A 26,113-nucleotide genomic window follows, 5' to 3' on the forward strand; every position below is an offset into this window, starting at 1 on the left:
AGGGCGCGTCTTATTAAGCTAACAGCAACTGCTTGCCGGGCATCTCCTGGTGATAGTCATCGATAATCTGCCGTAGAATCTGCATGTCTTTGGGGCAGGCTTCGGCGAAGGCTTGCCAGTGCTCCAGCACCACTACATCTGGCATTTCGACCACGGCGATGATGGCATCCCAGAAGGCGTCCCAGCTCACGCCGTACCAGTCGGGGAAGCGCAGCTCGCGCTTCATCAGCAGATGGAAGGCAGCTTTGGTGTCGATGTGGGTGAGGTCGATGGTCATGGATTAGAGGGCAATTGGTTTTGCAGCAACTGCAAAAAATCCTCGGCTCGAATAATGTTCACCACCGGAAATGCAATGTTGCGCAGCCGGTCAAAATGCCGGTCATTCGTCACCAGATAATCGGCCCCGCAGGCAATGGCACAGTCCACGAATTTGTCATCGTCGGCGTCCACGTCGGCCAGCAGGTGCCATTGATAATACACCGTCAGCTCCTGCACGGAGGGCAGATTCAACAGTTCGCGCAACTGCACATCGGTGCGGGCAATGCCCAGGCGGCGGCTGATTTGCTCCTCGTATTCGGTGAGGGTTTCGTTGGTGACGAATAGTGTCAGTCGCCCATCCAGCACGGCCCGGTAGAGTGCGTAAAACGGCGAGTGGCTGGGCAGGGCCACCAGCAGCACGTTGGTATCGAAGACAACGCGCACGGGGCTACTGGTTTTCTTCGTTCAGCCAGTCGTGCATGGTTTGCTCGCTCCAGCCCTGCTGCTCCCAGGCTTGGTCGGCCAGCTTGGTGAGGCGCTGGGCGAAATATTCGCCAATCAGGGCGCGGATGTTGAGCAAGTCGGTTGCGCTGACTTGCTGGGCGTAGAGCTTCAGGATTTCCTGTTGCAGATTGGTGAGTGGTTGGGCCGGCATCATGGGTAGCGAATTTACGAAGCTGATGGGAATGCTACTAACGCACGTTGGAGACACGCGCCAACAGGTAGATAGTTTAAAGACATTCTATGTTGCCTGCAAAAAATGGCGCCACGCGCTGCCAATCTTCGTCCTTGCCCATCCGATATTCCCATTCTCTAGGCTGACGTTTCTTGGTCAAGCGTCCCAATGCAGCATTTGCTTTTTCGGGGTCAGCAACAAAATAATACAGTTCTCTATAGCCTTTAACGGTGGTTCTACCTACGAAATGAGTCACGCCCGCCTTTTGTAGGGCGGCAGTTATTATGTCTTCTGTCTCATTTAAAACCGGCGCTTCTTCACTATTTGGATGGCCATTTGGGTACTGATGAATCGTAGTAATATTTATCTCCAAGCACCAAGGAAATTCTGCTTTATAAGCATAGTCTTTATAACCAAGATTAGCGGTTATAAAAATGATATTATTGTCTTGGTCAATTGCTTTTTGGATACACCAGTTTTCTGTTGGAATCTTATTTGTTTGAGCGAAAGCAGCCATTGTAGTAATCGAAACGATGATTGTTAGTAATGAAAACAGATTCATAATTATGTGTAAATGATGCAAAGGCCAAAAATACATACATCATCACAACGCCGTATCTAGCACGTCGTCGCCGTCATCGGCCATTGTCTTGGCCAACTTCTCGATGTTTAAACTCCGTGCCGAGGCGTCGAAAATCTCGCGGTAGGTGCCGTGCTGGGCGTAGAGGGCATCGTGGGTGCCGTGTTCCACCATGTGGCCTTTTTTCATAACGTAGATGCAGTCCGAATCCACGATTTGGGCGAGGCTGTGGGAGATGATGACTACCGTGCGCCCCTGCTTGATGGCGTCGAGCGAGTTTTTGATTTGCTCGGTGGCGATGGCGTCGAGGCTGGCGGTGGGCTCGTCGAGGAAGATGATGGGCGGGTTTTTGAGGAAGAGCCTGGCGATGGCGATGCGCTGCTGCTGGCCGCCGCTCAGCTGCTGGGCATCGGACTCGTACTGGCGCGGCAGGTCCAGAATCTGGTCGTGCAGGTAGGCCTGCTTGGCAGCTGCTTCAATCTGGGCTTGGGTGGCGGTGAAGTCGCCGTAGCGAATGTTTTCTTCAATGGTGCCCTTGAAAATGTGGTTTTTTTGGAGCACCAGGCCAATTTCCTGGCGTAGGGTGAAGGTGTCGTACTGGGCCAGCGGGTGGCCGTCGAGCAGGATTTCGCCGCTGTCGGGGCGGTAGAACTGGCAGAGCAGGTTGATGATGGTGCTTTTGCCCGCCCCGCTGAGGCCCACCAGCGCGGTGGTTTTGCCGGCCTGAATAGTGAGGCTTACGTCGTGCAGGGCGGCTGTGCCGCTGGGGTAGGTGAAATTGACGTTACGTAGCTCAAACTGGCCGCGCAGGTTGTCGCCAGGCTGTAGCGGGCCGGGACGCTCACGCTGGTCGTCGGCGTCGAGAATGGCGAAGAAGCCTTCGGAGTAGGTGAGGGCCTCGTTCATCTCGTCGTAGATGCGGTGCAACTGCCGGATGGGCGCCGACACATTGTTGAACAGCAGGATGTGGAACATGATGGCCCCGATGGAAATCTGGCGGCCCAGTACCAGGTAGGCCGTGAGCACGATGATGGCCACCACGCCAATCTGTTCCACGAAGGTTTTGAGGCCGTCGAAGCGGAAGTTGGTTTTGCGGGTCAGGAGCTGGGCGCCCTCGAGGCGGCTTTGCACGGCGGCTTGCTTGGTGCCCTCGTAGGACTCGCGCACGAAGCTTTTGATGACTACAATGCTGTCGATGATGCTGATGAGGCCGTGGTTTTTCTCCTCGCGCAGGCGCTGGAGGCCGCGCCGCACGCCCTGCAATTTCTCGGCCTGCGCGTAGCTGAGCCAGAAATACACCGGCAGCACGGCCAGTGCCACCAGCCCCACCCATTTGTTGTTGAGGAAAATGACCACCAGCGCCACAATGGCGTTGGCGAAGAGCGGCAGGATGTCGATGAAGAAGTTTTGCACCAGCTTCATGAGGCTCTCCACGCCGCGGTCGATGCGGGTTTGGAGCTTGCCGGTCTGGTTGCCGTCGTCGGAGAAGAAGCCGAGCTGGTAGCTCAGGATTTTGCTCACGGCGGTTTGGGCCAGCACGCCGGAGAGCTGAATGCGGATTTTCTCGCCGTAGTATTTCTGCCCGAACTGGATGAAGGTGTTCACGATTTCCTTGCCCAGCAGCAGCCCGCTCACCCAGGCCAGCAGCGTCCAGCCCTGCGCCAGGCCCTCGCCGCGGTCGAGCATCCCTTGCACCGTATCCACGGTGTAGCGCAGCACGAAGGGGTTGACCTGCGCGGCCAGCGAGCCCACCAGCGTGAGCAGCAGCGTGGCAATCACCAGGCGGCGGTAGGGCCGCACAAACGGCAGCAGGCGTTGGATAATCTGCCAGAGGCTCATCTAATCGGGGCTAGGAGTGGAGCCGGTTAGACGAGTGGGGTGGGGGTGGGGTTGGCTATTCTACTTTTCCTACGTCCCAACCATCATATGACTCGACACCGCATTGAGCGGCCAAATCATTAAAGGCAATATTACGCCTGTGAAGTTTTTCGGGAGTGAGCGTATCAAATTTTGAAACCTGAAGCACCCAATTACCATCATCTGCCTGGTGCAATTCTTCAATGGAATAGGAATGTCCTTCCAATTCAGCGAATACATCATGGAGTTTGTCCTTGTCTTTATCAATGAAGAAAAAGCCCCATTTCAAAGCTGCCTTTGTATCCCATCCGTTCGCAGCCATTTTGCGAAACATATTTTTTACGGTACCAAGCAAAGCATTCATGACTGAAATATAGGTTCTGATTTGCTCTACTCATTCAGGTACAAGTTGCGTGGCGATACACTCACACCAACAGTACCAACGAAGACGAATTATCGCGAAACACAAAGTGCTGACCATTCAATAAATAATCAATTGAATGCAAGTTTTGAATGCATGAAAAGTATTAATCATCACATAATCTGTTGATTATTGCTGGAATTTGAGAAAAATAAATTAGGACATTATCAACTCATTTTCAGCCGTTCAGGTGCTGGATTCATCGATTGGAAGTGAGAAATAGTCGATAAAATGACTTATGCGGGTAATAATTCTCCCGTTTTCGAGGTTAATAATCCAGTAGCAGGCCGCTACCGCTGGCGCCAAACGCCCAGTGCACGTACCACCATTACCACCTTTTTTATGCTGCGTACCGCTCTGTTATTTTTCTGCATGTTGGGGTTTTTAGCCTCCGAATCTTACGCTGCGCCGGCCACCTCGGCCACGTCGCGGCCCATCCACCGGCGCAAGCCTACTGCCGGTAATTACGTGCCGGTGTACCGCTACTATCGCGGGCACAGCAACCAGAAAAGCGGCTTCTTCGGCCTGTTCAAGCACCGTTCCAAGGCCGCCAAGCGGCACGCATCGGCTCCTCGGGTTATGCGCGGTGGCCGTCCGCACCGCACTCTGTAGCGCGGGGCTTTCCCCGAAAATTAACGTTGCAAAAGGCTATTCCTGTAAATGGGAGTAGCCTTTTGCTTTTCGGGGGGAATGAGCAGGACCCAACGCGGTTACGCCTGAGCCGTTGAAACGTGGCTATGGTGGCGGCCGTAGAGCCGTCGGCCTTATTGCCGCAATTGCCATGGATGATAATCTGCCCCTGCTGCCCAGCACCGGTGAGCCGCTCAGCCGCGTGGATGGTCGCCTGAAAGTGACCGGCCAGGCCCGCTACGCGGCCGAGCACGTGGTGCCGGGCTGTGTGCATGGCGTGTTGGTGTGTAGTGCCATAGCCCGGGGGCGCATCAGGCACCTGGATGTGGGGGCGGCTGAGAAAGCGCCTGGCGTGTTGGCTATTATTTCGCACCGGAACGCGCCCAAAGTGCCCGGCTACCAAAGTGCCGAAACCAACCACAACCCCCGCGTGGAAGGCCAGGAATTCCGGGTATTCTTCGACGACCAGGTGCATTTCAGCAACCAGCCCGTGGCCCTGGCCGTGGCCGAAACGCTGGAGCAGGCGCAGCACGCCGCGTCGTTGATTCGAGTGGAATACGAAGCCGTCGCGCACCAGACCAGTTTGGCCAAAAACCTGGCCGACAACCTCGCCCCCAGGAAAGAAGCCGAATACCGCCGGGGCCAGCCCGACGCCCACAAAACGGCCCCCGTGCGCGTAGAACAGGAATACCGCACGCCCATGCACGTGCACAACCCCATGGAGATGCACGCGGCCATTGCGCTGTGGGAGGGCGAAAAGCTGACCGTGTACAATAAAACTCAGGGCCCGAAGCTGGCGCAGCAGGACTTGATGCGCATGTGGCAGCTGCCGGCCGACGATGTGCGGGTGCATTCGCCGTGTGTGGGCGGGGCATTTGGGGGCTCGTCGCGCATCTGGCCGCCCGAGATGGCAGCCATTATCGCCGCGAAGAAAGTGGGACGGCCGGTGAAGGTGATGGGCCGCCGCGACCAGGAATTCAACATGGTGGGCTACCGGCCGCAGTCCGTTCAGAAAATAAGCCTGGGCGCCACGCCCGATGGCACGCTGGTGGGCATCACGCACCAGGCATACGGCATGACTTCACAGCACGAGCAGTTCGAGGAGCGCATCGTGCACCCCACCAAGTCGGCCTACGCAGTGCCCAACCTCAACACCCGCTACCGCCTTGTACCGCTCGATGTGAGCACGCCCTGCTGGACGCGCGGCCCCGGCGAAACCAGCGGTTCCTTCGCCCTCGAATGTGCTATGGACGAGCTGGCCGAAGCCCTGAACATGGACCCGCTGGCCCTGCGCCTGAAAAACTACGCCGACCGCGACCCCGAGAACGACAAGCCCTGGAGCAGCAAGCACCTGCGCGAATGCTACGCGCGCGGTGCCGCCCTGTTCGGCTGGAGCCAGCGCACCCCCGCGCCGCGCTCCATGCGCACCCCCGATGGCCACCTGCTGGGCTGGGGCATGAGTACGGGCATCTACAAAGCCGAGCGGAGCGCTGCCACCGCCCGCGCCCGCCTGCTGCCCGACGGCACCCTGCTGGTGCAAAGCGCCACCGCCGACACCGGCCCCGGCACCGCCACTATCATGACGCAGATTGCGGCCGACGCCAGCGGCGTGCCCCCGGCCAACATCCGGTTCGAACTGGGCGACTCGGCCCTGCCCGAAGCGCCGCTACAGGCCGGCTCGCACACCGCTACTTCGGTGGGCTCGGCCGTGCACGAGGTTTGTGCCGCGCTAAAGCAGCAATTGCTGGATTTGGCGTTGCGTCTGCCCGGCAAGGCCCTGGGCAAGGTAGAAAAGCCGGATTTAACCGCCGAAAACGGCTTTGTGCATTCCAGCCACAAGGGTGGCCGCCGCCTGAGCTATGGCGAGGTACTGAAGCAGCACCAGTTGCCGGCCTTGGAAGTGACGCAGAAAGCAGAAGAGTCGCCGGAGATGAAAAAATATTCGGGCAAGTCGTTTTGCGCCAGCTTTGTGGAGGTGGAGGTGCACCCTCTCACGCGGGCCGTGCGCGTGAGCCGCGTGGTATCGGTGGTGGATGCGGGGCGGGTGCTGAACGCCAAAACGGCCCGCAGCCAGGTGCTGGGTTCGGTAGTGTGGGGAATTGGCATGGCGCTGATGGAAGATGCGCGCCTCGACCACCGCTACGGCCGCATCGTGAACCATGATTTGGCCGAGTACCACGTTCCTGTGAACGCCGACATTCCTCCGATTGAGGTTGAATTTATCAACCAGCCCGACCCCGTGCTCGACCCTATGGGAGCCAAAGGGCTGGGCGAAATTGGCCTGGTAGGCTTCGCTGCGGCTGTGGCAAATGCCGTGTACCATGCCACCGGTCGCCGCGTGCGCGAGCTGCCTATCACCCCGGATAAGTTGGTGTGATGGCGCAAGGAGGTTTTCTACGCCTAAAAAACAACGCCCCGACCAACTGGCCGGGGCGTTGTTTTTTTCATCCGTTGAAGCTGTCTTATTTGTCGGCTTTTACTTTGATTTTGTCGCCGTCGGTCGATTTAGCTTTCATCTTTTTCACGTCCGTGGCATCCATGTCTCTGCCGGGGCCACCGCCACGGTTCATGCGGTCGGCCTGCATGGTGGTGTACTTGGTGTATTGGTCGGCGGTCAGCACTTCCTTAAACTGGGCGTCGTACTTGGCGCGGCCGGCTTGCATTTGCTCGCGCATCTGGTCGCGGTTGCCAGCGTCGCGGGCCTGGCCACGCATGGCCTGCATTTCCTGGCCGCGGGCCAGCAGAATTTGCTGCACTTTGGCGGTCTGGTCGGCATTCAGGCCCAGCTCCTGGGTCATGCGGTCGGCCTGACGCTTGGCCATCTCATCGGGGTTGCCTTGCATGCGGCCGCGGCCTTGCATGGTACCAGCGTCGGGGGAGGTCGTGGAGGTTTGGGCGGCGGCGGTACCTACGGTGAGGGCGCAAATGGCCAGCAGGGGAAACAGAAACTTTTTCATGGTACTGATTTAGGGAGGGTTGCTGAAACAAAAAGAAAACAGGAAAAGGGGGGAAGCGCTGGCGCGAAAAAGCCCCGTTCCATAGAGGTTGAACGGGACTTTTCGGACCATGGTTAGCGGCTAAGGTTTAGCGACGGCCGTCGTAGCGGTGGGCAGCTTCCCAACGGGCGCGTTCCTGGGGCGATACCCGGTGGTTGCGGTCGTAGCCATAGTTGAAATCTTTGCTGTTGCGGTCGTTTCGGGCATCGCGCAGGTCAGCTTTGGCGTCGCGCAGGTCGGCTTTGGCTTCGCGGATATCGTTTCTGGCGTCGCGGCGGTCGTCTTTGTTGTCGCGGTGGGCGGCCTCCCAGCGGGCCCGTTCGTAGGCGGTTACGCGGTGGTTGCGGTCGTAGCCGTAGTTAAAGTCTTTGCTGTTGCGGTCGTCGTAGCGGTGGTCGAAGGGGCCGGCAGCAGCAAACGAAGCGGTTGACGTGAAGAGAGCAGCAGCGGCGATGATGGAAAACAAGGAAGCTTTCATGATTTCTGAGTGAGGGAGAATGAAAAAGGGAGGGGAAGCGGTGGGCTCGGTTGCTGCAGGCAGCGGGCTCCGTAATGTGCGAATCGACTCATTCTGCCAGGGTATTTGCAAACCGCCGGCCACATCCGGCCCGGAAATAAAAAGGTGGACGGACGGGCCGGAAACCCCGACCAGACCGCCCACTTTCCCTACTTAGAACCCATTTGAGCCAACTAAAAAGGTCATTCCGACGCAGGGGCAATCTGAATTCCGTTATTCAACGGCCTGATTCAGATTCCTCCTGCGTCGGAATGACGGCTTACGCTACTCCACCAGCCCCAGCGTGCGGGTCAGCTTATTCTTCGGAATGGTAAAACGAAGGCTTTGGTCGCCTTTCTTCGACCGCTCGCGGCGGCGGTTCATCAGTGCCTGCACCTTGTTTTCGTCCTCGTTGCGCGAAAACAGCACGCTGGCCGCATCCGCAATCAGCGACACGGCGCGCGGCACCGGCACGCTTACCTGCTCATAATCAGGGGCAGGCGGCGGCGGGGGCTGGGTTTGGGCCAGCGCCCCGCCGGCCCGCAGCAGCAGAAACGGAAGTAGAATGGGCAGTTTTCTGAGCGACATGGGCAGCGGATGGACACTGCAAAGATGCCGCAAAATGCCCCGCCGTTGCCCAGCTACCCCAGTTTTTCCTTGAATAATCGCAGGGTACGGTCCCAGGCCAGCTTGGCCGCCGTGGCATTATAGCGGGCGGGCGAAGTGTCGTTGTTGAAGGCGTGGTTCACGCCCTCGTACACATACAGCTCGTACTTGGTGCCGGCCGCTTTCAGGGCCGCTTCGTAGGCCGGAATGCCGGCGTTGATGCGCTGGTCGAGGCCGCCGTAGTGCAGCATCACGGCAGCCTTGATGGCGGGCACGTCTTCGGCTTTGGGCTGCTGGCCGTAGTAGGCCACGGCGGCGTTCAGCTTAGGGTCGTGCACGGCCAGCTGGTTCACCAGGCCGCCGCCCCAGCAGAAGCCCACGGCGCCAGTGCGGCCGTTGCAATCGGGACGGGCGCGCAGGTAGTCCAGCGCTTTCAGGTAGTTGTTGAGGTTTTTCACCGGGTCGAGCTGGCCAATCAGCTCGCGGCCCTTGTCCTCATCGGCCGGCGTGCCGCCCACCACCGACAGCGCATCCACGCCCAGGGCCAGGTAGCCGGCCTGGGCCACGCGCCGCGTCACGTCCTTGATGTGCGGCGTCAGGCCCCGGTTTTCGTGGATGACGACCACTGCGCCGCGCTTCTGACGGCCCTTGGGATGCACCAGGTAGCCGCGCACCGGGCTGCCATCGCCAATCCAGGTTACTTCCTCGGCTTCCAAGTCATCGGCCTCGGGCGCAATGGTGGCCGCTGCCGCGTAGCCCGGCTCCAGCACCGAAAGGGCTGTGAGGGCCAGCGCCGTGCTACCGGCCAGCTTTATCAGCCGGTCCATAAACTCCTTGCGGGAGAGCGGGACATGGGTGTACTCGTCGAAAAGATTGATGATGCGCTGGTCCATGCGGCTAAATATAAGAGGTTTATGACCTGGTTTATTCTTCTTCGCGGTGCACTGTGTCGGGGCTGAAGGCTGGCACACAAATCGACCAGTACTCCACCTCCGCATCAAACGGATTGGAGTAGCGCACCCGCGCCCCGCCCTTAATCAGCAGCGCCTGCCCGGCTTGTAACTCCACCACGTCGCCGTCAATTTCAAACCGCTTCCGCCCGCGCACCACAATGGTAATTTCGTCGAACGTGGGCGTCTGGTGGGGCTCGCTCCAATGCGGCGGGGCCACCATGTGGGCCAGGCTGTATGCCGTGGTGCCAGTGCTGGCCCCGCCCACGTGCTCTTCAATGAGCTTGCCATCGGTGGTGGGCACGATAAACGGAGCGGGGTTGAGGACGTAACGTTTTTCGGACATTTTGGGGAGAATGAAAATTGGGAAATGGAAATATGATGAAAGCGGCCGCTGGAACCTCTCCCCCGGCCCCTCTCCCAAAGGAGAGGGGTGACAGGCGACAATTAGGTCTGCTTACGTTCGGCTCCCCTCTCTTGGGGAGAGAGGCCGGGAGTGAGGTTCCAGCGGCTACGCGCACTGCAACAATGAAGCTGCAAATTCTTAAGGCTTCAGCCTCTCCAGCAACTCGAAAAGCCGCGAATTGTATTTCCAGACGAAGAAATACGGCGTCTGCACCGCGCCAAAGCGCACGCGTATCCGCTCCACTCCCGGCAGCATACTTCCTTCAAAATCAAAACAATCCAGCTTGAGCACCTCGCTGGCGTAGCAAATGCACTCCCAGGCCAGCAGCACACCCGCGCCGCTGGCCCGCAGGGCCGGGTCGTCGCCGGCCAGCAGGAAATACGCCGTGGTGGCATCCCAAATCAAATACGCCACCGAATGCACCCGACCCTGCGTATCCACGGCAAAAAACAGCTGTCGGGCCTCGGCCGCTGCCAGCGCCGCATCGAGCCGCCGAAACCGCTCAAATGAGTACGGCGCGGGCAAGCCTTGGCGGGCAAAGCTGAGCAGGTTGACGCGGTAGAATTCCTCCAGCGGCAAGTCGTGCACCACACGCACTGTCTGACGGGCCAGCCGGATATCGCGTCGGATGCCGGTGCCCAGGCCTGCTTCCACCTGTGCCAGATTGCGCAGCTGGTGCAGGCGGTAGGTGTAAAAGGTCGTTTGTTTGTACTGCTCCCAGTAAAACGGCAGCCAGTTGGTAGCAGTCGGGTAGAAGTTTTGCTTGAACGCCGCAAAATCAGGTAGTTGCGCCAGTAGCGACTTCAGCAGTTCATGCTCCTTCGGCAGCCGGCCCCGGAACTCGGGCAGCACATAAGGCCCCAGCCATTTCACAAAGGGCGGCATCGTGACATACCGAAACGGGCCTTTTTGCTTGACGAAAAAAGGCAATGCGGCCACCAAGCGGCCTTTTTCCTCGGCCAGCACTACGTCCCAGGTGCCGCCCTTGGCGCAGGCATCCAGGTACCACGGCTGGCCGAACACCGGCACATCGGGCGCGGTGCGGCAGAAGTCGTGGTAGCGGGCTTTGGCAGACATTCGGCGCGCGGGGTTATTTGCCTCCCGTGCAGGGGCCGGGCTTGGTGGTGCGCACGCCCGCGTTGGCAGCGGCGCAGGGGTTGGCGTAGGTCATGCCGTCGCAGCCGCACACGGGGTTGTATTCCATGGTGCAGATGCCCTGCGGGTTGATTTTGCTCGGGTCGATGCAGTCGGCGGCCGTGGCCGTGGGTACGGCGTGGCGCTGGCAGGAAACCGCGCTGAGCAGCAAGGCTGCGGCCCAAATCCAATGCTTTTTCATGATGCCAGAAGGTAGGAGAGGGGCGAAGCTACAGCGCCCGCCCGGGATTTGGCCCCGCCCGCAAACCGGAATATCGAGGAATCCGAATGTGCACAGGAAAATTTGTAGCTAAGCTCAACCCCCGGCGGAGCCTTTCGTATAGTCAGCCAGAACCAAGCGCCGCCGTAACAAAACACTGGGTTTTGAATTCGGCCCCGCGTTGCTCTACTCGAACTTTCACCCCCATTCACCCTTCATTACCCTACACCATGTCGTACCACGAAGAAGACAACAACGCCGGTAAAATCCTTTTAGCTGCTCTCGCCGGTGCCGGCGCGGGCATTATTGCCGGTATGCTGCTGGCTCCCGATAAAGGTTCGGCCACCCGCGAAAACTGGAAAGGCGTTGCCTCCAAATACAGCGGCCAGCTCGGCGAGCAAGCCACCAAGCTGGGTTCTGACCTCGAAGCTAAATTCAAAGAATACGCCGGCAAGCTGGAAGACATGGGCGTGACCCTGCCCGGCAGCAGCCTGAAAATCAAAGGCAACTGGGACGACATCAAAGGCAAGCTGAAGCAGCAGTACGCGCAGCTGACCGATGAGGACCTGACCTACGCTGAAGGCAAAGGCGACGAGCTGGTGGGCAAACTGCAAGACAAGCTCGGCAAAGGCAAAGCCGAAATCACCAAAATGCTGAACGACATGTAATCCGGCGTACCGCCCGATTGCTCAAAGCCCCGCGCCGCAAGGTGCGGGGCTTTTTTGCGGCCCCAACCAGCCGGGCCGCTTTCCCGTTAGCGAATAATCGAATTCTTCCATTTTCCTGCAAAACCATGAAAGACGACAAAGGCAAAGTCATTTTCTCGCTCATTGCCGGGGCCACGGCTGGCATCGTGGCCGGCCTGCTGCTGGCCCCCGAAACCGGCGACGACACCCGTTCCAACCTGCGCAAGTCGGCTACCAAGTTCGGCGGCGACCTCAGCAAGCTGGTGAAAGACACCCTGGCCAAAGTGCAGGGCCAGGACGCCCCCGGCCATACCAACCCCGACGCCGCCGTGAGCGAGGACAAACAAGCTGCCGACCGCCTGCTGCAAGGCCTAGCCACCGGCACGCCCTCCACCGCTCACACCCACAACGAGGACAACCCCGACTACGACGGTTTTGGCGACGACACCCGCCATCAGCCCAATCTGTAAGATGCCCGAATTTTATTTGGGAGTAGCGTAACCCGCTCCCCCTCAGATTCGTAAAACTCTCTACAATCGCCTTGAAAGAAGGCCGAAAATATTGACAGTAAAATTGCCGGCCGTAGGAGCTTCTATCAAAGTTGGTCAAACAATTCGATAGCAAAATCAGACGTTCCATCGCAAGCTTCTGTCAAGAAAAGCGGTTTGAAGGGTAGGGAGATTGTAAAAAGAAAAGCCCCGCACGACATTTCGTGCGGGGCTTTTCCGATTTTAGGCCGCTATGGCTTACTTCTCCTCGTGCTTCTCTTTCTGCACGTTTTCCGGCTTCATCTGCGGGAAAAACAGCACGTCCTGAATCGAAGGCGAGTTGGTCATAATCATGCTCAGGCGGTCGATGCCGATGCCCAGGCCGGCCGTGGGCGGCATGCCGTACTCGATGGCGCGCAGGAAGTCCTCGTCGAGCACCATGGCTTCGGTGTCGCCGCGCTTGCCCAGCTCCAGCTGGTCTTCGAAGCGCCGACGCTGGTCGATGGGGTCGTTGAGTTCGGAGAAAGCGTTGCAGATTTCCTTGCCGTTGCACACGGCTTCGAAACGCTCTACCAGACCCGGACGGTCGCGGTGCTTCTTGGCCAGCGGCGACATCTCCACCGGGTAATCGGTGATGAAGGTGGGCTGGATGAGCTTGGGCTCCACGTGCTCACCAAAAATCTCATCGATGAGCTTAGACTTGCCCATGCTGGGGTCCACGTGCACGTTCAGCTCCTGGGCAGTGGCGCGCAGGGCGGCTTCGTCCATCTCGCCAATGGCCTTGCCGGTGTACTTCTCAATGGCCTCGAACATGGTGTAGCGCTGCCAGGGCCGCTGGAAATTGATGACGTGCTGGCCTACCTGCACTTCGGTTTTGCCGTGCAGGGCCAGGGCCACGCGCTCCACCATTTCCTCCACCAGGTCCATCATCCAGGCGTAGTCCTTGTAGGCCACGTAGAGCTCCATCTGGGTGAACTCAGGGTTGTGGAAGCGCGACATGCCCTCGTTGCGGAAGTCCTTGCTGAACTCGTACACGCCGTCAAACCCGCCCACAATTAGGCGCTTGAGGTACAGCTCGTTGGCAATGCGCAGGTACAGCGTCATGTCCAGCGTGTTGTGGTGCGTGGTGAAGGGCCGCGCCGCCGCACCGCCGTACAGCGGCTGCAGAATCGGGGTTTCCACCTCCAGGTAGCCCTTGTCGTTCAGGAAATTGCGCATCGACTGCACCAGCTGCGTGCGCTTGATGAAGGTGTCGCGCACCTGCGGGTTCACGGCCAGGTCCACGTAGCGCTGGCGGTAGCGCTGCTCGGGGTCGGTGAAGGCGTCGTAGGTAGTTTCTACGCCAGTAGCCTCGTCAACTACACGGCGCACCACGGGCAGCGGGCGCAGGGCTTTCGAGAGCAGCTTCAGCTCCGTCACGTGCACCGACGTTTCGCCCACCTGCGTCTTAAATACGTGGCCCTTCACGCTGATAAAGTCGCCCAAATCGAGCAGCTTCTTGAATACCACGTTGTACAGCGTCTTGTCCTCGCCGGGGCAGATTTCGTCCCGGTTGATGTAGAGCTGAATGCGGCCGGTGGTATCCATCAGCTCGGCGAACGAGGCTTTGCCCATCACCCGCGACGACATCAGCCGCCCGGCCAGCGTTACGTCCTGGAAGTTGTTGAGCTCGGGGTGATAGTTGTCGTGGATTTCCTTGGCGTAAAACGTCACGTCCACCAGAGCCGACGGGTACGCTTCGATGCCCAGCTTTTCCAGTTCTTCGAGTTTCTGACGGCGCAGGATTTCTTGTTCGCTGAGGTGTTGCATAAATTATCTGAACCACGGGTTCGCTCGGATTTCTCGGATTCCACAGATTTTGTGGACGACTCTTTCGGCAAATCATGCTGCTTGCAGATTCAAGCAGAAGCGTAGTGATTAAAAGTGAACCGCAAAAGTACGGCACGAAAAAGCCGCTCCGAAACCGGAGCGGCTTTCCGTTCACAAAATCCGCAGAATCCGAAAAATCCGCATGAAACGGAGTTCGGCGAAGCCAATCCGTGGTCTAGGCAGCCATGCGGTACTGAGTGGCTTCGGCGGCAATAGCCGGGGCGCTCGGCGGGGTAGGGGCCAGCACCGGCTCGACGCGGGTGCGCAGGCGCTCCTGCACAAAGCCGGCCTGCAAGTGCGCGGGCAGCTCGGCCACCAGCTGGCGGTAGCGCTCCAAGCCCAGCGCCTTGGCCACGTAGGTTTCGTGCACCCCGTTGAGGTAGCTCACAATGTTGAGCAGGGATGCGTGGAACAAGCGGAAATCAATGTCAGCTTCCACGTAGCGCTCAATCTCGCGGCTGGTCTGCGAGATGCGCAGGCGGCCCAGCAGGTCGAAGATGGTGGTGTAGCCCAGGCGCCAGGTAATCTGCTGCCAGTGCGAAGCCGTCCATTTGTCGAGCGGGCGTCCGGTTTTCTGGCTGCGAATGGCCGTGTTGGGATTAGCCTGCACCTGCGCACGGGTCCACTGCGCCTTCATCTTGCGCGTGGTGCGCAGGAACTGGCCCACCTGGGCCTGCGCGTCAATCTCCTTGCTGGCAATGTGCAGCCCGGCTTTGTAGCCCGCCAACGGCAAGCGGTGAATGCTAAAGTCCCCGTAAGCGCCAGCCGCATAAAACGACACCGGGCGCGGGTAAGCATTCTTCACCACCAGCCGGCCCACCTCGCGGCGCATTAGCTGGCCGTTGTTCGAGCGCACCCCGGTGGTGTACAGGAAAGCCTGCAGGCCCGACCAAATGGCATGGTAAGCTTGCGGGAACGTCCAATGTAGGGCGTTGCGCAGGAAATTGTCGTCGCCTAGCTCGGCCGTGGCGCGGAGGGCATACTCCGTGCTCCAGCTGGTATGCAGCAGCTTGGTGAGCGCGGCCACGTCGGCATCGTTCAGCTCGGCCGAGTGGCTGCGGAAAAACGGCAGGTTCTGCAGGCCCCCTAGGGCGTCGTCGTTTTCCTGAATGTGATAGTTGATGGCAAAGAAATAGTTGAGGAAAACCTGCGCCGGGATGGATTTGCGCCAGTTTTCGTCAGCTAGCTTCTGCTGTTGCTCATCGACGATAGCAGCTACCGACGGGTTGAGCGGGATGATGCGGGTTTCCTCTTGAGTAGTCATGCCAAGTAAACACCATGCGGCCCCTTTTTAGTTGCCTGTTTGCTAATTATTTTGACAAAATTTACTAAAGAAATTAACTATGATAATCAGTGTGTTACATGGCAAGCAACAGGTTTTGATAAATGGTGTCATAAAGGATGAATTGCTAACGGGGTTGACCAAATGAAGGTAAGGCCCAAAAAAGCCTCCGCTTCATATGAGGCGGAGGCTTTCTGGTTTGTTTCTGAAATTGGAAGCGGCAGAGCCACTCCCGTATCAATACCTATTTTATTTCATCCTGAATCACGGCCACGGCCTCGCCAATGGTAATATCCTTCTTCAGGCTCTTGGTGAAGCGGGCGGCCCGGTTCACTTTCACTGTATCGCCGCCCACGGCGCGTACATCGGCGGCCAGCGGCGAGAAGGCGAGGGCAGTAGTCGTCTTCTGTGCGGCTTCGTAGCGGTCCGAAATGGCTTTCGACTCCTGCTGCTCGGCGCGGTAGGCGCTAAGCTTGAGCGAAACCGTGGTTTCGTCCTTGCGTTTGCGCATGCTTTTCACCATTTCGTCCATCACCTTGAAGCTGGGGTTGGTGGCTACGCGGGCCTTGCTTTCGGCGCGGAGCTTGTCAAGCGACGGTGCAGCATCCCAGATACGGTAGCGGGCGGGCTGAATCTCGTCCCATTTCAGCGGATAGTCCGACTCTTTTTCGCCTTCATCGAGGTACGAATACAAGTCCGGCACCACAATGTCAGAAGCCACGCCCTTGAACTGAGTCGAACCACCGTTTACGCGGTAGAATTTCTGAGTAGTGAGCTTGAGCGAGCCGATGGGCTTCACGCTATTGAGTTCCGAAGGCAGGGCCTCATCGAGGTCGAAGATGCGTTGCACGGTGCCCTTGCCGTAGGTGCTGGTCGAACCCATGATTACACCGCGGTGGTAGTCCTGAATGGCCGCCGCCAGAATCTCCGAAGCCGAGGCGCTGTACTTGTTCACCAGCAGAACCAGCGGGCCGCTGTATTGCACGCGCGGGTCATTGTCGGTCAGCACCTGAGTGTGGCCCTGGCCGTCGCGCACCTGCACCATGGGGCCGCTGGGCATAAACAGGCCGGCCATCGAAACAGCGTCGCTCAGCGAGCCGCCGCCGTTGAAACGCAGGTCCATCACAATGCCCTTCACGCCTTCGGCGTTCAGCTTGGCCAGTTCCTTTTTCACGTCATCCGACGAACTCCGGCCGCCGTTGTCGTTGAAGTCGGCATAGAAGCCGGGCAGGCGCAGGTAACCTATTTTCTGGCCTTTATCCGTAATAATAGACGACTGCGCATACTTGTCTTCCACCACCACGATGTCGCGGACAATTGGAATAATCTTGGTGCTGCCGTCAGGCTTTTTCACCGTCAGGCGTACTTCTGAACCTTTTTTGCCCCGAATCAGCGTCACTGCCTTGGGGGTGTGCCAGCCTTCCACACTCACCGGCTCAGCAGCACCTTGCGCCACGCGCAAAATGGCATCGCCCTTCTTCAACTCGCCCTGCCGCGCCGAGGCCGAGCCAGGCATGATTTCCTCGATGTAAATCAGGCCGTCCTTTTCCTTCAGCGTGGCGCCGATGCCTTCGAAGCGGCCGGTCATTTCATAGTCGAAATCCTCTTTGGCTTTGGGCGCGAAATATTCCGTGTGCGGGTCGTAGGTATTGGCGATGGTGTTGGCATAGGTCGCCAAACGCTCGTTCGCATCGGTGTCGTTGATTTCGTCGAACTGGTCGTCGTAGTATTTCAGCACGCGCTTGCGGGCCTCGGCTTCCATTTGGGCGGGCGTGCGCACGGGCTCGGCAGCGGTAGGAGCCGAGGCATCAGCGGCGGCTGGCGCGGCGGTGGCACCGCTGGGCTTGGCTTCCTTCGCTTTTTCCTGCGCTTCCATCATTTCCGAAACGCGAGTCAGGGTTTCGTACTTCAGCAGCTTGCGCCATAGCTCGCGCTGGGCCGCTTTATCGGCCGGAAAAGCAGCTTTCTCGAAATCGGTCTGGAAGGTTTCGTCCACCGTAAAATCGAAGGGCTTGGCCAGAATGTCACGGTATAGGCCCTGCATTTCTTTGGTGCGCTCAGCCATCAGCTTGGTGCTGAGGTCGAGAAACTCGTGCGTACCGTTCTTCACCTCGTCGTCAATCTGCGTCTGGTAGCGGCGCAACTGGTCCACGTCGCTGGCCAGCAGGAACTGCTTGCGGTAGTCGAGGTGCTTAAGGTACAGGTCGAACACGCGCTTGGAAAAAGCGTCGTCCACCTTTTCGGGCTGGTAATGGGCCGCCGATAAGCCCTGCAACATGGTGCCAATCAGCACCTGGTCCTTGCTCGGTGCCGCCGAGTCGGCCCGGCGGAACAGCCGGTACGAAGCCAGAACAAACACAGCTGCCACCAAAAAAGCGTACAGCCCGACTTTCAAGCGGGGAAATGACATCTGCTAAAAATAAAAAACGGGATGAAAATCAAATATACGGAGATTGCCAGGCAACGCGAGCTCGGAATCCCTGCCGCAAAAACGCCCTTGCGGGGGGAATAAGTGCCCGGTTTTGTAAATGGCTGCCAATAAGCTCCTACCAGTCTACAAACTCACTAAACTGACCGAAGGTTGCAATAAAAAAGCCTTTCCCAGACGGGAAAGGCTTTTTTGATGACTAACAGGCCGGAACCTGCGACGAGACTAGTACTTGTAAATCTTGTCGCCGTTGTTGCGGCGGAACTCGTCTTCAAAGTACTTGGCATCCTCGGCGTTGCGGGGCTTCACGCCCATCACAATGCCACCGTTTTTGATGCCGGTTTCGTACTCGGCAGCGTGCTCCTCGGGAATGCCCGAGCCCACCAGGGCGCCTACCAGACCACCTGTGAGGCCACCGGCACCAGCGCCGGCCAGGGCAGCAGCCAGCGGGCCGGCAATAATCAGGCCCAGGCCGGGCAGTGCTACCGAAGTACCGATGGCCGCAATGGCACCGATGATAGCACCAGCCGTGCCACCGATGGCCGAGCCTACACCAGCACCTTCCATAGCCTTATCGCCGAGGTCGGTATGCACGGTGTCGTCACCGAAATGGGTTTTGCGGGTTTCGTCCGACATGAGCAGGTTCACGTCGTCTTTGCCGTAGCCACGCGAATGCAGAGCGTTGTAGGCTTTCTCGGCACTGCTGCGGTCGCGGAACATGCCGCTCATCGTGCTGCCATCGCGGTAAGGCTCGCCGGTTACGGCGTGGGCGGCGCTATCGGCGGTGTTCTGGATGCCATCAATGGCACGGCCTACTACAGCACCGGGGGTGCCGGCGATGGCTGCACCTTTGGCAGTGGCGCTGAAATCGTCGCCGTCAACGGCATTGGAAACGCCGGCTCCCGAAGAAGAAGAAACACCCGTGCCCGACGTAGAGCCGGTACCTGCATTGTAGCTGGTGCCTTCGTTGCTCAGGCCAGTGCTGTTGCCCATGCCGGTACCGGTGTTTTGAGTGCCGTAGTTAGAGCCTGCGCCGGTGCCAGTGTTTTGCGGGTTGTTCGAATCGTTGGTGTTCATGGGAAGGGAATGGAATGTGAGAGTGAAAAACCAGTCATAGCGGCTGGAATATGTCCCTTCAACGGGGGCGCCTTGCCGGGGGTTGCGGCAAGCCCGAATTCTATTCCTTCTTCTTTCTTTACTAACTACCGGGTATAAAAAAACAGTGTATTCATAGAGCAAGATGCTCATAATGAATACACTGCCGTTAAATTATTTTTTTTAGGGCAATTCAGGAAAATTCCTGAAAGTTTGCCTCGTCACGCCAGAATTCCCGGCAGTCGCGGATGAGATTTTTGAGGAAATCCTCGTCCTGTTTGAGGCTGCGCCATTCGCCCATCCCCAGCTTTTCGCAGAGCTTGTAAAAGTTGTCGCCCTGGCCTTTTGAACCCTGCACTTTCACCAGCGCGCTCAGGGGCGGGCGGCCGGCTTCGTGCTCGGTGGCGGAGATTTCGGCCAGCATTTCGTTGAGCCGGGATTTTTCGTGCGAAATATCCAGGTTGAGCCCCAATTCGGCTTCCTGCACCAGTGTGAGGTAGCTCACAGTTCCGGTTTGAAGCCGGGAATAACGAATTAGATACGTGCGAATACGACCAATCATAGCAGGGTTACAAGTGAACAAAAAACCGTTTTGGGGGCTGAAAATTAGTGATTTTTAACTGGCCAATGCAAGCTGCTGGCAATGTTGCTAATCAATAATTTCCAACCCCGCGGCTTTTCCCATGCCACAATCGTTCCTAAATTCTGAATACACCCTTTTAGATTCCAAAAACAGGCTTTTCCAGACTGCTTCTAGGTGCAAAAATCAAGTGTGCGACGTACAAAATTATTGCTTTTCGCAACTACAGATTTCCTTCAGAATTATTCCCCTTTGCGACGACGAATTTCCTTTTGAATGAGCAAAAATTCCCGGCTGCTCTGGCCGGCAATGGCCGTGTTTTCGTCGGCGCGGCGCAGCAGGTAGGGCATCACGGCGGCTACGGGGCCATAGGGCAGGTATTTGGCAGTGTTGTAGCCGGCGTTGGCGAGGTTGTAGGTAAGGTTGTCGCTCATGCCGTAGAGCTGGGCAAACCACACGCGCGGGTCGCTGGGGGCAAGGTGGGCCTGTTGCATGAGCTGGGTGAGCAGCAGCGAGCTGGCTTCGTTGTGCGTGCCGGCGCAAATGCTGATGCGGTCGATGTGCGCGATGCAGTAGCGCAGGGCTTCGTCGTAGAGGTCGTCGGTGGCCTGCTTGGTGGGGTTGATGGGGTTCTGGTAGCCGCGCTGCTTGGCCACGCGGGCTTCCTTTTCCATGTAGGCGCCGCGCACCAGCTTGGCACCTATGTAGTAGCCGGCTTCGGCGGCGTGGTCGTGGGCGGCTTGCAGGGCTTCGAGGCGGTCGTGGCGGTAGAGCTGGTACGTATTCCACACAATGGCTTTCTCGCGGTTGTACTTGGCCATCATGTCGTAAGTCAGCAGGTCGATGGTGTGTTGGAACCAGCTTTCCTCGGCATCCACAAACAAGCGCACGCCGTGTTGGTGGGCGCGGGCGCACAGGGCTTCCACGCGGGCCAGGGCACGGGCGTGGGCGGCTTCCTCGGCAGGGGTGAGAAGCTGGCCGGCCTGGATTTTTTCGAGAATGGCCACGTCGGCCACGCCCGTCACTTTGAAGACCGAAAAGGGGATGTGGCTGGAGCGGTGGGCCTCGTCGATGGTGGCCAGGATTTCGTCGCGGGTGCGGTCGTAGCTCTGGTCGCTGCCTTCGCCTTCCACCGAGTAGTCGAGGATGGTGCCGATGTTGTATTTGCCCAGCTCAGCCGTTACGGGGCGGCATTCGGCAATGGTTTCACCGCCGCAGAACTGCTCAAAAATGCTGTGCTTAATCAGAAATTTGGTGCCGGGAATTCCCCACTTGAGGGCGGTTTTCATGAGGCCGCTACCGGTTTTTACCAGGCTGCCGTTGTTCATGGCGGCGAACAGGGCATACACCTTGCGCAGCTGCGCATCAGACTTGGACGCAAAGGCCACACGGGTGTCTTCGAAGGAAACGGGCGGGGACTGGGTGGGGGGGGCAATAGACATGAGAGCAAGGAAAAAACGTGGGAATTGGGCGGGGTGGGAACGGGGCGCGAAGGTAGAAAGCAAACAACGTTTCGGGGAAACGAGTTACGTTTGCCGGGCTTTTCGGCGGCTGGCTGGCCGCTGGCTATTATTTATCTCTTTCGCAGAATGCTTCCCGGTACCGATACGTATTTCACCCGCTTGCTGGCCCAAAAAGGGCAACCGTTACTGATTGCCGGGCCGTGCTCGGCCGAAACTGAGGAGCAAGTGATGGCTACCGCTCACGGCCTGAAAGCGTTGGGTAAGATTGATTTGTTCCGGGCCGGTATCTGGAAGCCGCGCACCCGGCCGGGCTCGTTTGAGGGCATGGGCGCGGTGGCGCTGCCGTGGCTGCAGCGCGTGAAAGCCGAAACGGGCATCCCGACGGCCATTGAAGTAGCCACGCCGCGCCATGTGGAGGAAGCCTTGGCGCACGGCATCGACGTGCTTTGGATTGGGGCGCGCACCACCGTCAACCCCTTCGCGGTGCAGGAGCTGGCCGATGCGCTGGCCGGCACCGGCGTGCCCGTGATGGTGAAAAACCCCGTGAACCCCGACGTGGCCCTCTGGGCCGGCGCGCTGGAACGAATGGAGCGGGCCGGAATTGCCGATTTGGCGTCTATTCATCGGGGATTCAGCACGTTTGCGCCCAGCCGCTACCGCAACGCGCCTACCTGGATTCTGCCCATTGAGCTGAAAACGCGGTTTCCGCACATCCCGTTCATCTGCGACCCTAGCCACATTGGCGGCCGGCGCGACTTGCTGCTGCCCATCGCCCAGAAGGCGCTCGATTTGGACTACGATGGCCTCATCATCGAAACCCACCCCGACCCCGACCACGCCCTGAGCGACGCCGAGCAGCAGGTGACGCCCCAGCGCCTGGGCGAAATCCTGAACGAGCTGAAATACCGCTACCGCTCCAGCAACAACGCCGACTACCTCAACAAAGCCGAGGAACTGCGTCAGAAAATGGACGTGGCCGACCGCGAGATTGTAGAAGCCCTGGCCCGCCGCATGGCCCTGGTAGAGGAGCTGGCCGAATACAAGAAGGAAAATAACGTGAAAATCCTGCAGTTCGACCGCTGGCAGGAGATTTTCCGCACGCGCACCGACTGGGCCGGCAAGCTAAACGTGAACGACAAATTCGTGGCCGAGCTCTATAAGCTCATTCACATCGAAAGCATCCGCAAGCAAACCGAGGTGCTCAACGGCCGCCCGCAAGTGGACGGCGTGGAGCACCTCGGACCGGGGCTGTAGGCGGGTTGGAACTACGGCTGCACCCGCACATAGGTGTCGCGCGGGGCATCGCAGGGGCTGCCGTAGTCCAGGTTCAGCGTATCGGCCTGAAGCGTGTATTGCACGTCGCGCGGCCCGATGTTGGCCACTGCGTCGGTCAGGCGTATGCCCACGCTTGTAGTAGGAAGGCCGCACAGGGCCACCGCGGCGGGCTGATACAACCCGTTGGTGTAAGGCGCGGCCCCGGGTTGCGGACCTACGCGGTTGAACGCAAATGTGGTGGCCGTAAGCGTCAGGGTTTCATTGGGCAAAGCGGTAGGGGCGCAGTAGCATTGGCGGCTGACTAGGCGCCAAGTGCCAATGAGCCCGGCGTCGGCTTGCGGGTCAGTATCTTTTTTGCAGCTGCTACCGCTGGCCGACACCAGCAGCAGGAGAATTGAAGTGGCGAAGCGCATGGCAATTAAGATTAAAGTGAGAAAGGAAGAAACTTGCGGAATACTGCCCTGACCGGCCAGCCACCGCCACGGTTGCGTGGACAGGAGCCAACCCGCAATTTTTTGTGCCGACTTTTGCCCCATGGATAATTCCGTCATCATTGGCCCCCAGGCCCTGCCCGCCCTGGCCGAGCTGCTGCATCGCCCGGCCGTGAGCCGTGTGTTTGTGCTAGCCGACAGCAACACCGCCCGCCTCTGCCTGCCGCTGCTCGAAAACCACCTGCCAGCCAATTATAAGCTCATCGAAATACCCGCCGGCGAAGAATATAAAACGCTGGCCAGCTGCGACACCGTGTGGTGCGAGCTCACCGCGCAGCGCGCCGACCGCCACGCCGTGCTCGTGAACCTGGGCGGCGGCGTGGTCACCGATTTGGGTGGTTTCGCGGCGGCACTTTATAAGCGCGGCATCCGGTTTGCGCAGGTGCCCACCACGCTGCTGGCGCAGGTAGATGCCAGCGTGGGTGGCAAAACCGGGGTTGACTTTCAGGGTTATAAAAACCAGCTGGGTGTGTTTCAGGAGCCGGCCGGCGTATTTGTCGAGCCGCGCTTTTTGCAAACCCTCGACCCGCGCCAGCTCAAATCTGGCTATGCCGAGGTCATCAAGCACTGGCTCATTGCCGATGCCGATGCTTTCAATATCAACCGCCGCCTGGGCTGGCTGACCGACGACTGGACCACTATCATCCGAGAGTCGGTGGCGCTCAAGCAGCGCATCGTAGCCGAAGACCCGCTCGAAGCTGGCCCGCGTAAGCTGCTCAACTTCGGCCACACCGTGGGCCATGCCCTCGAAAGCTACTTGCTCACCCAGCCCGGCCGCGAGGCTTTGCACGGCGAGGCCGTGGCCGCCGGTCTGGTGTGCGAAAGCTGGCTCTCGGTGCAGCGCGGGCTGCTGAGCGCCGAGGAGCTGGACAAAATCGAAACCTTTGTGTTTTCGGTGTTCAATAAGCTGGATTTCGTGACGTTGGAAACCAACGCCATTGCCGAATTCGCGCTCCAGGACAAGAAAAACGCGGGCGCTACCATTAATTGTACACTGCTCAGCGGCATCGGCCACGGCGTGTACGACCAAGCGGTGACGGTGGCCGAAATCGCCGAGTCGCTCCGCTATTACCACCGGCTGCAAGCGTGAGGTAGGCTTTCGCATGCCGTCCTTTAATCGAAGCAGCAACATCTAAACGGCAAGCGCAAGCTTACCGCCCAACGCATGCAATTAACCTGGCCCGGCGGCCCGCTGCGCGGCACCGCCCAACTCCCGGCTTCCAAAAGCGAAGCCAACCGCGCCCTCATCCTGCAGGCTTTAGCCGGTGGCGGCACCCTCAGCAACCTCTCCGATGCCAACGACACGCAGCTCATGCAGTGCCTGCTGGCCACCGCGCCCGGCACTACTGAGCTCAGCGCCGAAGATGCTGGTACCGTTATGCGCTTCCTCACGGCCTATCTGGCCGTCACAAACTGGCGCGGCCGTCTCACCGGCACCGCGCGCATGCAGCAGCGGCCCATTAAGGTCCTCGTTGATGCCCTGCGCCAGGCCGGCGCCAGCATCAACTACCTGAACAACGACGGCTATCCGCCGCTGGAAATTGCCGGCTTCACGGCAGCACCTGAAACGACCGCGCCCACCGAATTATCCGTGCGTGGCGACATCAGCAGCCAGTACATTTCGGCCTTGCTGATGGTAGGGCCGCGCCTGCCCGGCGGCCTGCGCCTCACGCTCACCGGCCACATCGGCTCACGCCCCTACATCAACATGACGGTGGCGCTGATGCAGCGCTTCGCGGCCAACTACACGGCCGAGGGAGACGTGCTGACGGTGCGTCCCGGCGCATATCATCCTACCGATTACACCATTGAATCGGATTGGTCGGCGGCCAGCTACTGGTATGCGCTGGTGGCGCTGGCCCCGGCCGGCTCCGAAATTACGCTGCCCGACTTGCGCCGCGAATCGTTGCAAGGCGACCAGGCCATTGCCGGAATGATGACGCAATTCGGCGTCGAAACCACTTTCCTGACCGATGGCGTGCACCTGCGCCAGGTTCCCCTCGCGCCTCAAACCGAAATCCAGACTCTCGATTTTACCGATTGCCCCGACCTGGCCCAGACTGTGGCCGTAGTGGCGGCGGCCCTGGCCCGCCCGGTAGACATGACCGGTCTCGAAAGCCTGCGCATCAAAGAAACCGACCGCATTGTGGCGCTGCAAACCGAGCTGGCCAAATTCGGCGGCAATTTGCGTGACCTGGGCGAAGGCCGTTTCCGAGCCGAGTCAACTGGTTTCGATGTCAATAATCAATCGGTAGCCACCTACCACGACCACCGCATGGCCATGGCCTTCGCGCCGCTGGCCATGCGTGGCCCGCTCACCATTGAGTCCCCCTCTGTAGTGCGGAAATCCTACCCGCAGTTCTGGAAGGAATTAACAAAAAGCGGTTTTGCCGTTAGCGAAGCTGACTGAAATACGCCGCTGATTTTAACAAGCGACTGCCGTACCAGCTGAATAGTTCGCCGTCAACAATATCAACTTTTGCGGCCGGGCATATCTGCTGGAATTCAGCCACATGCTTTTCCGCAAAAGGGTAAGGCTCCGACGATAGTAAAATGCGCTGCGGAGCCGCCGTGGCCAATTGCTCAGCGGTGATTTCCGGGTAGCGGGACTGCCCGGCAAAGGCGTTGGCGAAGCCTGCCCGGCGCAGCATGCCATCAATGAATGTGCACGTAGCGGCCACCATGTAAGGTTTTCGCCAAATAAAGTAAGCTGCTGAAACGAGTGTTTCGTCAGCAGCAGAAGCTGCTAGCCTTGCAAAAGAAGCCTCAATCTCAGCAGCCAGTGTAGCAGCTTTTTCCTTTGCGCCGGTAATGAAACCAACGCGCCGAATCATATCCAGTGCTTCTGATAAATTGCTAATGTCGCTTATCCAAACCGGATATTTAGCGGCTAATTGGTCAACTCCGTCCTGATAATTTTCTTCCTTATTACCGATAATTAAATCAGGTTTCAGCGCGGCTATTTTACCAAAATCAAAGTTTTTCGTGCCGCCAATTACCGTAGCCTTGGTGCGCGCCTCGGCCGGGTGAATGCAGAATTTAGTAACGCCCACCACCTTCTCCCCCAACCCCAAATCGAACAATAATTCCGTCTGCGAAGGCACAAGTGAAACAATGCGCTGCGGCGGAAACGGAACTGCCACGCGCCGTTCCATCTGGTCGGTTACATTGAGCGGGAGGGAAGGGGTTATGGGAAATTCCACGTTGAAATAAAATCTGCTGTCAT

At 58.8% G+C, this 26,113-nt stretch carries 28 protein-coding genes; 7 read left to right on the plus strand and 21 right to left on the minus strand.

The window, feature by feature from the left end; genetic code table 11:
• Window positions 1-13 precede the first annotated feature (13 nt).
• The 6 genes from I7X13_RS06545 to I7X13_RS06570 all read right to left on the minus strand — a co-directional run bounded on the left by I7X13_RS06545 (window position 14) and on the right by I7X13_RS06570 (window position 3,735).
• On the minus strand, window positions 14-277 hold the full coding sequence (locus I7X13_RS06545) for a barstar family protein (RefSeq protein ID WP_198074840.1): 264 nt from the start codon (window positions 275-277) through the stop codon (window positions 14-16).
• Window positions 274-702: a putative toxin-antitoxin system toxin component, PIN family gene (locus I7X13_RS06550; RefSeq protein WP_198074841.1), complete on the minus strand. Its 429-nt coding sequence runs from the start codon at window positions 700-702 to the stop codon at window positions 274-276. The genes I7X13_RS06545 and I7X13_RS06550 overlap by 4 nt, the downstream gene beginning before the upstream one ends.
• A 4-nt stretch (window positions 703-706) precedes the next feature.
• A complete protein-coding gene (locus tag I7X13_RS06555; RefSeq protein ID WP_198074842.1) occupies window positions 707-916 on the minus strand; it encodes a hypothetical protein in 210 nt (69 codons plus the stop codon).
• Between the two features lie 73 nt (window positions 917-989).
• Window positions 990-1,451: a DUF695 domain-containing protein gene (locus I7X13_RS06560; RefSeq protein WP_198074843.1), complete on the minus strand. Its 462-nt coding sequence runs from the start codon at window positions 1,449-1,451 to the stop codon at window positions 990-992.
• A gap of 87 nt (window positions 1,452-1,538) precedes the next feature.
• Window positions 1,539-3,353: an ABC transporter ATP-binding protein gene (locus I7X13_RS06565; RefSeq protein ID WP_198074844.1), complete on the minus strand. Its 1,815-nt coding sequence runs from the start codon at window positions 3,351-3,353 to the stop codon at window positions 1,539-1,541.
• A gap of 55 nt (window positions 3,354-3,408) precedes the next feature.
• Window positions 3,409-3,735, minus strand: coding sequence for a ribonuclease E inhibitor RraB (locus tag I7X13_RS06570; protein WP_198074845.1), 327 nt, complete (start codon window positions 3,733-3,735; stop codon window positions 3,409-3,411).
• A 429-nt stretch (window positions 3,736-4,164) separates the two neighbouring features.
• Between I7X13_RS06570 and I7X13_RS06575 the strand changes: the two genes are divergently transcribed.
• Window positions 4,165-4,404 (plus strand): hypothetical protein, encoded by a 240-nt coding sequence (locus tag I7X13_RS06575; protein ID WP_198074846.1) that lies wholly within the window; start codon window positions 4,165-4,167, stop codon window positions 4,402-4,404.
• A 169-nt stretch (window positions 4,405-4,573) separates the two neighbouring features.
• Entirely contained in the window at window positions 4,574-6,799 is a 2,226-nt protein-coding gene (locus I7X13_RS06580) for a xanthine dehydrogenase family protein molybdopterin-binding subunit (protein ID WP_198074847.1), read from the plus strand.
• 85 nt (window positions 6,800-6,884) lie between these two features.
• On the opposite strand, the gene I7X13_RS06585 is transcribed toward I7X13_RS06580, so the two are convergent.
• The 7 genes from I7X13_RS06585 to I7X13_RS06615 all read right to left on the minus strand — a co-directional run bounded on the left by I7X13_RS06585 (window position 6,885) and on the right by I7X13_RS06615 (window position 11,212).
• Window positions 6,885-7,379 carry a hypothetical protein gene (locus I7X13_RS06585; RefSeq protein WP_198074848.1) on the minus strand — a complete coding sequence of 165 codons (495 nt, stop codon included), beginning with the start codon at window positions 7,377-7,379 and terminating at the stop codon, window positions 6,885-6,887.
• Window positions 7,380-7,506: 127 nt separating this feature from the next.
• Window positions 7,507-7,896 (minus strand): hypothetical protein, encoded by a 390-nt coding sequence (locus I7X13_RS06590; protein ID WP_198074849.1) that lies wholly within the window; start codon window positions 7,894-7,896, stop codon window positions 7,507-7,509.
• Between the two features lie 303 nt (window positions 7,897-8,199).
• On the minus strand, window positions 8,200-8,502 hold the full coding sequence (locus tag I7X13_RS06595) for a hypothetical protein (protein WP_198066840.1): 303 nt from the start codon (window positions 8,500-8,502) through the stop codon (window positions 8,200-8,202).
• A 53-nt stretch (window positions 8,503-8,555) separates the two neighbouring features.
• On the minus strand, window positions 8,556-9,413 hold the full coding sequence (locus I7X13_RS06600) for a dienelactone hydrolase family protein (RefSeq protein ID WP_198074850.1): 858 nt from the start codon (window positions 9,411-9,413) through the stop codon (window positions 8,556-8,558).
• 31 nt (window positions 9,414-9,444) lie between these two features.
• Window positions 9,445-9,816, minus strand: a complete 372-nt coding sequence (locus I7X13_RS06605; protein WP_198066838.1) for a cupin domain-containing protein — start codon at window positions 9,814-9,816, stop codon at window positions 9,445-9,447.
• 198 nt (window positions 9,817-10,014) lie between these two features.
• The gene (locus I7X13_RS06610) at window positions 10,015-10,953 is read right to left on the minus strand and encodes a GNAT family N-acetyltransferase (protein ID WP_198074851.1); all 939 of its coding nucleotides are present in this window, start codon (window positions 10,951-10,953) and stop codon (window positions 10,015-10,017) included.
• A gap of 13 nt (window positions 10,954-10,966) precedes the next feature.
• Window positions 10,967-11,212 (minus strand): Kazal-type serine protease inhibitor domain-containing protein, encoded by a 246-nt coding sequence (locus tag I7X13_RS06615; RefSeq protein ID WP_198074852.1) that lies wholly within the window; start codon window positions 11,210-11,212, stop codon window positions 10,967-10,969.
• 248 nt (window positions 11,213-11,460) lie between these two features.
• Here I7X13_RS06615 and I7X13_RS21900 point away from each other — a divergent pair, with 248 nt between their 5' ends.
• Both I7X13_RS21900 and I7X13_RS06625 read left to right on the plus strand, forming a co-directional pair.
• Window positions 11,461-11,898, plus strand: a complete 438-nt coding sequence (locus tag I7X13_RS21900) for a CsbD family protein (protein ID WP_198066835.1) — start codon at window positions 11,461-11,463, stop codon at window positions 11,896-11,898.
• A gap of 125 nt (window positions 11,899-12,023) precedes the next feature.
• Window positions 12,024-12,386: a YtxH domain-containing protein gene (locus I7X13_RS06625; protein WP_198066834.1), complete on the plus strand. Its 363-nt coding sequence runs from the start codon at window positions 12,024-12,026 to the stop codon at window positions 12,384-12,386.
• 276 nt (window positions 12,387-12,662) lie between these two features.
• On the opposite strand, the gene lysS is transcribed toward I7X13_RS06625, so the two are convergent.
• The 6 genes from lysS to I7X13_RS06655 form a co-directional block, all read right to left on the minus strand.
• Window positions 12,663-14,213 (minus strand): lysine--tRNA ligase, encoded by a 1,551-nt coding sequence (lysS, locus tag I7X13_RS06630; protein WP_198074853.1) that lies wholly within the window; start codon window positions 14,211-14,213, stop codon window positions 12,663-12,665.
• Between the two features lie 235 nt (window positions 14,214-14,448).
• On the minus strand, window positions 14,449-15,537 hold the full coding sequence (locus I7X13_RS06635) for a hypothetical protein (protein WP_198074854.1): 1,089 nt from the start codon (window positions 15,535-15,537) through the stop codon (window positions 14,449-14,451).
• A 262-nt stretch (window positions 15,538-15,799) separates the two neighbouring features.
• A complete protein-coding gene (locus I7X13_RS06640) occupies window positions 15,800-17,965 on the minus strand; it encodes a carboxy terminal-processing peptidase (protein WP_198074855.1) in 2,166 nt (721 codons plus the stop codon).
• A gap of 243 nt (window positions 17,966-18,208) precedes the next feature.
• Window positions 18,209-19,060 carry a hypothetical protein gene (locus I7X13_RS22025; RefSeq protein ID WP_394368576.1) on the minus strand — a complete coding sequence of 284 codons (852 nt, stop codon included), beginning with the start codon at window positions 19,058-19,060 and terminating at the stop codon, window positions 18,209-18,211.
• Between the two features lie 211 nt (window positions 19,061-19,271).
• Entirely contained in the window at window positions 19,272-19,583 is a 312-nt protein-coding gene (locus I7X13_RS06650; RefSeq protein ID WP_317191546.1) for a hypothetical protein, read from the minus strand.
• 317 nt (window positions 19,584-19,900) lie between these two features.
• A complete protein-coding gene (locus I7X13_RS06655; protein WP_198074857.1) occupies window positions 19,901-21,100 on the minus strand; it encodes a proline dehydrogenase family protein in 1,200 nt (399 codons plus the stop codon).
• Window positions 21,101-21,247: 147 nt separating this feature from the next.
• Here I7X13_RS06655 and I7X13_RS06660 point away from each other — a divergent pair, with 147 nt between their 5' ends.
• On the plus strand, window positions 21,248-22,375 hold the full coding sequence (locus tag I7X13_RS06660) for a chorismate mutase (protein ID WP_198074858.1): 1,128 nt from the start codon (window positions 21,248-21,250) through the stop codon (window positions 22,373-22,375).
• Between the two features lie 11 nt (window positions 22,376-22,386).
• Here I7X13_RS06660 and I7X13_RS06665 read toward each other — a convergent pair whose 3' ends face one another.
• A complete protein-coding gene (locus I7X13_RS06665; RefSeq protein ID WP_198066827.1) occupies window positions 22,387-22,809 on the minus strand; it encodes a hypothetical protein in 423 nt (140 codons plus the stop codon).
• A 121-nt stretch (window positions 22,810-22,930) separates the two neighbouring features.
• On the opposite strand from I7X13_RS06665, the gene aroB reads away from it, so the two are divergent.
• Both aroB and I7X13_RS06675 read left to right on the plus strand, forming a co-directional pair.
• Window positions 22,931-23,977: a 3-dehydroquinate synthase gene (gene aroB / locus I7X13_RS06670; protein ID WP_198074859.1), complete on the plus strand. Its 1,047-nt coding sequence runs from the start codon at window positions 22,931-22,933 to the stop codon at window positions 23,975-23,977.
• Window positions 23,978-24,052: 75 nt separating this feature from the next.
• On the plus strand, window positions 24,053-25,297 hold the full coding sequence (locus tag I7X13_RS06675; RefSeq protein WP_198074860.1) for a 3-phosphoshikimate 1-carboxyvinyltransferase: 1,245 nt from the start codon (window positions 24,053-24,055) through the stop codon (window positions 25,295-25,297).
• On the opposite strand, the gene I7X13_RS06680 is transcribed toward I7X13_RS06675, so the two are convergent.
• Window positions 25,281-26,090, minus strand: a complete 810-nt coding sequence (locus I7X13_RS06680) for a helical backbone metal receptor (RefSeq protein WP_317191547.1) — start codon at window positions 26,088-26,090, stop codon at window positions 25,281-25,283. The two genes, I7X13_RS06675 and I7X13_RS06680, sit on opposite strands and share 17 nt — an antisense overlap.
• Window positions 26,091-26,113 lie beyond the last annotated feature (23 nt).

Origin of the sequence: Hymenobacter negativus, assembly GCF_016056375.1 — a bacterium.
Taxonomy (GTDB): domain Bacteria; phylum Bacteroidota; class Bacteroidia; order Cytophagales; family Hymenobacteraceae; genus Hymenobacter; species Hymenobacter negativus_A.

Coding starts and splice junctions, on each gene's coding strand:
- I7X13_RS06545 (WP_198074840.1), bottom strand. CDS start 277: ATGACCATCGACCTCACCCACATCGACACCAAAGCTGCCTTCCATCTG.
- I7X13_RS06555 (WP_198074842.1), bottom strand. CDS start 916: ATGATGCCGGCCCAACCACTCACCAATCTGCAACAGGAAATCCTGAAG.
- I7X13_RS06560 (WP_198074843.1), bottom strand. CDS start 1,451: ATGGCTGCTTTCGCTCAAACAAATAAGATTCCAACAGAAAACTGGTGT.
- I7X13_RS06565 (WP_198074844.1), bottom strand. CDS start 3,353: ATGAGCCTCTGGCAGATTATCCAACGCCTGCTGCCGTTTGTGCGGCCC.
- I7X13_RS06570 (WP_198074845.1), bottom strand. CDS start 3,735: ATGAATGCTTTGCTTGGTACCGTAAAAAATATGTTTCGCAAAATGGCT.
- I7X13_RS06575 (WP_198074846.1), top strand. CDS start 4,165: ATGTTGGGGTTTTTAGCCTCCGAATCTTACGCTGCGCCGGCCACCTCG.
- I7X13_RS06580 (WP_198074847.1), top strand. CDS start 4,574: ATGGATGATAATCTGCCCCTGCTGCCCAGCACCGGTGAGCCGCTCAGC.
- I7X13_RS06585 (WP_198074848.1), bottom strand. CDS start 7,379: ATGAAAAAGTTTCTGTTTCCCCTGCTGGCCATTTGCGCCCTCACCGTA.
- I7X13_RS06590 (WP_198074849.1), bottom strand. CDS start 7,896: ATGAAAGCTTCCTTGTTTTCCATCATCGCCGCTGCTGCTCTCTTCACG.
- I7X13_RS06595 (WP_198066840.1), bottom strand. CDS start 8,502: ATGTCGCTCAGAAAACTGCCCATTCTACTTCCGTTTCTGCTGCTGCGG.
- I7X13_RS06600 (WP_198074850.1), bottom strand. CDS start 9,413: ATGGACCAGCGCATCATCAATCTTTTCGACGAGTACACCCATGTCCCG.
- I7X13_RS06605 (WP_198066838.1), bottom strand. CDS start 9,816: ATGTCCGAAAAACGTTACGTCCTCAACCCCGCTCCGTTTATCGTGCCC.
- I7X13_RS06610 (WP_198074851.1), bottom strand. CDS start 10,953: ATGTCTGCCAAAGCCCGCTACCACGACTTCTGCCGCACCGCGCCCGAT.
- I7X13_RS06615 (WP_198074852.1), bottom strand. CDS start 11,212: ATGAAAAAGCATTGGATTTGGGCCGCAGCCTTGCTGCTCAGCGCGGTT.
- I7X13_RS21900 (WP_198066835.1), top strand. CDS start 11,461: ATGTCGTACCACGAAGAAGACAACAACGCCGGTAAAATCCTTTTAGCT.
- I7X13_RS06625 (WP_198066834.1), top strand. CDS start 12,024: ATGAAAGACGACAAAGGCAAAGTCATTTTCTCGCTCATTGCCGGGGCC.
- lysS (WP_198074853.1), bottom strand. CDS start 14,213: ATGCAACACCTCAGCGAACAAGAAATCCTGCGCCGTCAGAAACTCGAA.
- I7X13_RS06635 (WP_198074854.1), bottom strand. CDS start 15,537: ATGACTACTCAAGAGGAAACCCGCATCATCCCGCTCAACCCGTCGGTA.
- I7X13_RS06640 (WP_198074855.1), bottom strand. CDS start 17,965: ATGTCATTTCCCCGCTTGAAAGTCGGGCTGTACGCTTTTTTGGTGGCA.
- I7X13_RS22025 (WP_394368576.1), bottom strand. CDS start 19,060: ATGAACACCAACGATTCGAACAACCCGCAAAACACTGGCACCGGCGCA.
- I7X13_RS06655 (WP_198074857.1), bottom strand. CDS start 21,100: ATGTCTATTGCCCCCCCCACCCAGTCCCCGCCCGTTTCCTTCGAAGAC.
- I7X13_RS06660 (WP_198074858.1), top strand. CDS start 21,248: ATGCTTCCCGGTACCGATACGTATTTCACCCGCTTGCTGGCCCAAAAA.
- I7X13_RS06665 (WP_198066827.1), bottom strand. CDS start 22,809: ATGCGCTTCGCCACTTCAATTCTCCTGCTGCTGGTGTCGGCCAGCGGT.
- aroB (WP_198074859.1), top strand. CDS start 22,931: ATGGATAATTCCGTCATCATTGGCCCCCAGGCCCTGCCCGCCCTGGCC.
- I7X13_RS06675 (WP_198074860.1), top strand. CDS start 24,053: ATGCAATTAACCTGGCCCGGCGGCCCGCTGCGCGGCACCGCCCAACTC.